This window comes from Citrobacter sp. Cb041, from assembly GCF_030336655.1.
Lineage (GTDB): Bacteria > Pseudomonadota > Gammaproteobacteria > Enterobacterales > Enterobacteriaceae > Citrobacter > Citrobacter braakii.
Map to the genome: position 1 here is coordinate 1 of NZ_JAOWDD010000029.1, position 5,367 is coordinate 5,367.

The 5,367-nt window shown below is 50.0% G+C and carries 4 protein-coding genes, 4 tRNA genes, 1 rRNA gene and 1 pseudogene; 8 read left to right on the forward strand and 2 right to left on the reverse strand.

Features of this window, described 5'->3' with window-relative positions:
* The 3 genes from rrf to birA all read left to right on the forward strand — a co-directional run.
* A 5S ribosomal RNA gene (rrf, locus tag OGV52_RS23515) occupies window positions 1-74 on the forward strand; the annotation flags it as partial.
* A 208-nt stretch (window positions 75-282) separates the two neighbouring features.
* Window positions 283-1,311: a UDP-N-acetylmuramate dehydrogenase gene (gene murB / locus OGV52_RS06305; protein ID WP_047498822.1), complete on the forward strand. Its 1,029-nt coding sequence runs from the start codon at window positions 283-285 to the stop codon at window positions 1,309-1,311.
* Window positions 1,308-2,270 carry a bifunctional biotin--[acetyl-CoA-carboxylase] ligase/biotin operon repressor BirA gene (birA, locus tag OGV52_RS06310; RefSeq protein ID WP_287108255.1) on the forward strand — a complete coding sequence of 321 codons (963 nt, stop codon included), beginning with the start codon at window positions 1,308-1,310 and terminating at the stop codon, window positions 2,268-2,270. The genes murB and birA overlap by 4 nt, the downstream gene beginning before the upstream one ends.
* A 32-nt stretch (window positions 2,271-2,302) precedes the next feature.
* Here birA and coaA read toward each other — a convergent pair whose 3' ends face one another.
* Together coaA and OGV52_RS06320 are read right to left on the reverse strand one after the other, a co-directional pair.
* A complete protein-coding gene (gene coaA, locus OGV52_RS06315) occupies window positions 2,303-3,253 on the reverse strand; it encodes a type I pantothenate kinase (RefSeq protein ID WP_003031107.1) in 951 nt (316 codons plus the stop codon).
* A gap of 289 nt (window positions 3,254-3,542) precedes the next feature.
* Window positions 3,543-3,623: pseudogene (locus tag OGV52_RS06320) on the reverse strand (hypothetical protein); the annotation flags it as partial.
* Window positions 3,624-3,642: 19 nt separating this feature from the next.
* Between OGV52_RS06320 and OGV52_RS06325 the strand changes: the two are divergent.
* From OGV52_RS06325 to tuf, 5 genes are all read left to right on the forward strand, one after another.
* Window positions 3,643-3,718, forward strand: a tRNA-Thr gene (locus OGV52_RS06325).
* A gap of 8 nt (window positions 3,719-3,726) precedes the next feature.
* Window positions 3,727-3,811: transfer RNA gene (locus OGV52_RS06330), tRNA-Tyr, on the forward strand.
* A 113-nt stretch (window positions 3,812-3,924) separates the two neighbouring features.
* Window positions 3,925-3,999 (forward strand) — tRNA-Gly (locus OGV52_RS06335).
* A 5-nt stretch (window positions 4,000-4,004) separates the two neighbouring features.
* A tRNA-Thr gene (locus OGV52_RS06340) sits at window positions 4,005-4,080 on the forward strand.
* A 118-nt stretch (window positions 4,081-4,198) separates the two neighbouring features.
* Window positions 4,199-5,367, forward strand: a 1,169-nt coding sequence (gene tuf / locus OGV52_RS06345) for an elongation factor Tu (RefSeq protein ID WP_049014834.1), incomplete at its 3' end; no start/stop codon positions are given.

The window sequence follows — 5,367 nt, forward strand, 5'->3', positions numbered from 1 at the left end:
AACTCAGAAGTGAAACGCCGTAGCGCCGATGGTAGTGTGGGGTCTCCCCATGCGAGAGTAGGGAACTGCCAGGCATCAAACAAGTGAAGAAGCCCATCCTGCCGGATGGGCTTTTTTGCGTCTGCAGGGAGTGAAAACTGCCGGATACGGCGCCTGTAAACCTTATTCTTACTGTGATTGCAGCCTCATCGGTTGCAAAGCAACATCCTAAGCTTCCATAACACAAGCCATCCTGCTGCATATACGGTAAACTAAGCGCGATTTTGCATCAGGAAAGCGTCTATGAATCACTCCCTTAAAGCCTGGAACACCTTCGGTATCGATCAACACGCTAATGTGCTTGTCTGTGTCGAAAATGAGCAACAACTACTAAATGCCTGGCAATCAGCCAATGCATCACATCATCCAGTGCTAATCCTGGGCGAAGGGAGTAACGTCCTGTTTCTTGATGCCTTCCATGGAACGGTGATCGTCAACCGTATCAAGGGAATAGCGATTACAGAACAACCTGATGCGTGGCATTTGCACGTAGGCGCGGGTGAAAACTGGCATCATCTGGTAGAGCATACGCTGCAGCAAAGCATGCCCGGGCTGGAAAATCTGGCGCTGATCCCCGGCTGCGTGGGTTCATCGCCAATCCAGAATATTGGTGCCTATGGCGTAGAACTGCGGCGCATCTGTGAATACGTGGACTGCGTAGAGCTTTCGACCGGCAAACATCTGCGCGTCAGCGCCGCAGAATGCCGATTTGGTTACCGTGACAGTATCTTCAAACATGAGTATCAGGATCGTTTTGCGATTGTAGCTGTTGGTCTGCGCTTACCTAAACAGTGGCAACCCGTTCTCACATACGGTGACCTGACGCGTCTTGATCCTGCCACGGTAACGCCTCGGCAGGTTTTTGATTCTGTTTGCCATATGCGCACCACAAAACTGCCCGATCCAAAAGTAAACGGTAATGCGGGGAGCTTCTTTAAAAACCCGGTTGTCACCGCGGACATTGCGCAGGAGCTCCTGGCGAAATTCCCGACTGCACCTCATTACCCGCAGGCTGATGGCTCTGTGAAACTGGCTGCTGGCTGGCTTATCGATCAATGTCAGCTAAAAGGCATGCGCATTGGTGGCGCAGCGGTACATCAGCAGCAGGCACTGGTGCTGATCAATGCAGGCCATGCTACGAGTCAGGATGTGGTGCAGCTGGCGCATCACGTACGCCAAAAAGTCGGTGAGAAATTCAATGTTTGGCTTGAACCGGAAGTCCGGTTTATTGGCCCACTGGGTGAAGTGAATGCCGTGGAGATCGTTGCATGAAGGATAATACCGTCCCCCTGACGCTTATTTCATTATTAGCCGATGGCGAATTTCACTCTGGTGAGCAACTCGGTGAAAAGCTGGGAATGAGCCGTGCGGCAATCAATAAACATGTCCAGACGCTACGTGACTGGGGTGTTGATGTATTTACTGTCCCTGGTAAAGGATACAGCTTACCTGAACCTATCCAGCTATTAGATTCATCACTTATTTATTCTCAGATGGATGGCGGGAATATAACGGTCCTACCGGTTATCGACTCAACCAATCAGTACCTGATGGATCGAATTGGTCAACTGGAGTCAGGGGATGCCTGCGTCGCTGAGTATCAGCAGGCCGGTCGTGGTCGTCGTGGACGTAAATGGTTCTCTCCCTTTGGCGCCAATTTGTACCTTTCAATGTTCTGGCGACTGGAACAAGGACCGGCAGCCGCGATTGGCCTGAGCCTGGTGATTGGTATTGTCATGGCTGAGGTTTTACGCCATCTGGGCGCGGATAAAGTGCGTGTTAAATGGCCGAACGACCTCTATTTGCTCGACCGTAAACTGGCAGGGATCCTGGTTGAACTCACCGGAAAAACGGGCGATGCCGCACAGATTGTTATTGGGGCGGGTATAAACATGTCCATGCGTCGGGTTGAGGAGAATGTGGTTAATCAAGGCTGGATTAATCTGCAGGAAGCGGGCATTACCATTGACCGCAATACTCTGGCTGCCCGACTGATCCGCGAGTTGCGCGCTGCCCTGATACTGTTTGAGCATGAGGGCCTGGCGCCGTATTTGTCCCGCTGGAGGGCGCTGGATAACTTTATCGACCGTCCAGTTAAACTCATTATTGGTGATAAAGAAATATTTGGCGTATCTCGTGGAATAGATGCGCAAGGTGCATTACTACTCGAACAAAATGGCGTGATAAAACCCTGGATGGGTGGGGAAATATCGCTTAGAAGCGCTGAATAATAAGAAGGGGAGCTATGGCTCCCCTTTATTTTTTATTTTCGTAATCTGACTTGCTCAACGGCATGATTGGCGCTTTTCGTCATGATTAAGCTGGCTCGCTCACGCGTTGGTAAAATATTCTGTTTTAAATTCAACCAGTTGATTTCTTTCCATAGCGATGTGGCCGTGTTGATTGCCTCGTCTTCCGACAATTTCGCATAGTTATGGAAATAAGAGTCTGGGTTGGTAAATGCCCCTTCGCGGAATTTCAGGAAGCGGTTGATATACCACGTCTGGAGTAATTCTTCTGGCGCATCAACATAAATAGAAAAGTCGACAAAGTCAGAAACAAATACATGATGTGGATCGTGAGGATAGTCCATCCCGCTTTGTAATACATTGAGCCCTTCGAGGATTAATATGTCGGGCTGGGCAACGGTTTTGTCGCCATCAGGGATCACATCATAAATCAGATGAGAATAGACCGGTGCCGTAACGTTGGGGACGCCAGACTTTAGATCGGAAACGAATTTAACCAGACGGTGCATATCATAGGACTGAGGAAAGCCTTTCTTCTTCATGAGCCCACGATCTTTCAACACCTGGTTAGGATGAAGAAAACCGTCAGTAGTGATCAGCTCAACCTTACGATGCTCGGGCCAGCGACTCAGCAACGCTTGCAACACACGTGCAGTCGTACTTTTGCCGACGGCGACGCTGCCAGCAATGCTAATAATATAAGGAATACGTTCGCCGTTGGTGCCTAAAAATTGCTCCAGCACAGCCTGACGCCGCAGGTTCGAACTGATGTAAAAATTTAGCAAACGCGATAATGGTAAATAAATCTCAGCAACTTCTTCCAGCGATAAGTCTTCGTTAATGCCTTTCAGACGAGCAATCTCTTCCTCGGTCAGAGTCATCGGCACGGAATCACGAAGCGCAGCCCACTGGTTGCGATCAAACTGTAGGTAAGGCGACGTTAACGCTTGCTCTTTTATACTCATACGCATGGTCTGGCTGTCATTGCTATATCAGGTCTGCGGTAAAAAACGAAATCATCCCCGGTACGCAATGGCACGCACATTTCAGTTAATTTGGACAATGGGCAGGAGGGTAACACCAGATGGGAGGGAATAATAAGAAAAAATCGTCCCCTGAAACGCAATGTGACGGCTATTCCAGATGTATAAAGATGCACTTTCTCTCTATTGATAACGGCATGCTGGAGCAAAATGCCTTCTGGGAGCGCGGCTGACGTTGGAAATTTGTTCAATTCGAAGAAGAAATAGATTATTTATCGGTCGTATAGCGCAAAATGTGAGCGATAGAACATTTTATGCAATTTTTTAGTTGCATGAGTGCGCATGTCTCCATAAAATGCGCGCTACTTGATGCCGACTTAGCTCAGTAGGTAGAGCAACTGACTTGTAATCAGTAGGTCACCAGTTCGATTCCGGTAGTCGGCACCATCAAGTCCGGTGGGGTTCCCGAGCGGCCAAAGGGAGCAGACTGTAAATCTGCCGTCACAGACTTCGAAGGTTCGAATCCTTCCCCCACCACCACTTTCTGGCAGCGTTATCGCCGCCTGAGTTGGTTAAAAATTAATCAGCTCGAATAAAAAAGAGAGAAATCTCTTTTTTATTACAGAAAGAACTGGGTAGCCGAGTTTCAGGATGCGGGCATCGTATAATGGCTATTACCTCAGCCTTCCAAGCTGATGATGCGGGTTCGATTCCCGCTGCCCGCTCCAGACGTGCTGATATGGCTCAGTTGGTAGAGCGCACCCTTGGTAAGGGTGAGGTCCCCAGTTCGACTCTGGGTATCAGCACCACTTCACTTCTCCTTCCCGTTTCTCTCTGTTTACTTTTAAAAGCATTCAACAGCTCAGGCATATGGCCTGGTTGATGTGGTGATATCACCGATTTATCCGTGTCTTAGAGGGACAATCGATGTCTAAAGAAAAATTTGAACGTACAAAACCGCACGTTAACGTCGGTACTATCGGCCACGTTGACCATGGTAAAACAACGCTGACCGCTGCAATCACTACCGTACTGGCTAAAACCTACGGCGGTGCTGCTCGTGCATTCGACCAGATCGATAACGCGCCGGAAGAAAAAGCTCGTGGTATCACCATCAACACTTCTCACGTTGAATATGACACCCCGACTCGCCACTACGCACACGTAGACTGCCCGGGCCACGCCGACTATGTTAAAAACATGATCACCGGTGCTGCGCAGATGGACGGCGCGATCCTGGTTGTTGCTGCGACTGACGGCCCGATGCCGCAGACTCGTGAGCACATCCTGCTGGGTCGTCAGGTAGGCGTTCCGTACATCATCGTGTTCCTGAACAAATGCGACATGGTTGATGACGAAGAGCTGCTGGAACTGGTAGAAATGGAAGTTCGTGAACTTCTGTCTCAGTACGATTTCCCGGGTGACGACACTCCGATCGTTCGTGGTTCTGCTCTGAAAGCGCTGGAAGGCGAAGCAGAGTGGGAAGCGAAAATCATCGAACTGGCTGGCTTCCTGGATTCTTACATCCCGGAACCAGAGCGTGCGATTGACAAGCCGTTCCTGCTGCCTATCGAAGACGTATTCTCCATCTCCGGTCGCGGTACCGTTGTTACCGGTCGTGTAGAGCGCGGTATCATCAAAGTTGGTGAAGAAGTTGAAATCGTTGGTATCAAAGAGACTGCTAAGTCTACCTGTACTGGCGTTGAAATGTTCCGCAAACTGCTGGACGAAGGCCGTGCTGGTGAGAACGTTGGTGTTCTGCTGCGTGGTATCAAACGTGAAGAAATCGAACGTGGTCAGGTCCTGGCTAAGCCGGGCTCTATCAAGCCGCACACCAAGTTCGAATCTGAAGTGTACATTCTGTCCAAAGACGAAGGCGGCCGTCATACTCCGTTCTTCAAAGGCTACCGTCCGCAGTTCTACTTCCGTACTACTGACGTGACTGGTACCATCGAACTGCCGGAAGGCGTTGAGATGGTAATGCCGGGCGACAACATCAAAATGGTTGTTACCCTGATCCACCCAATCGCGATGGACGACGGTCTGCGTTTCGCAATCCGTGAAGGCGGCCGTACTGTTGGTGCGGGCGTTGTTGC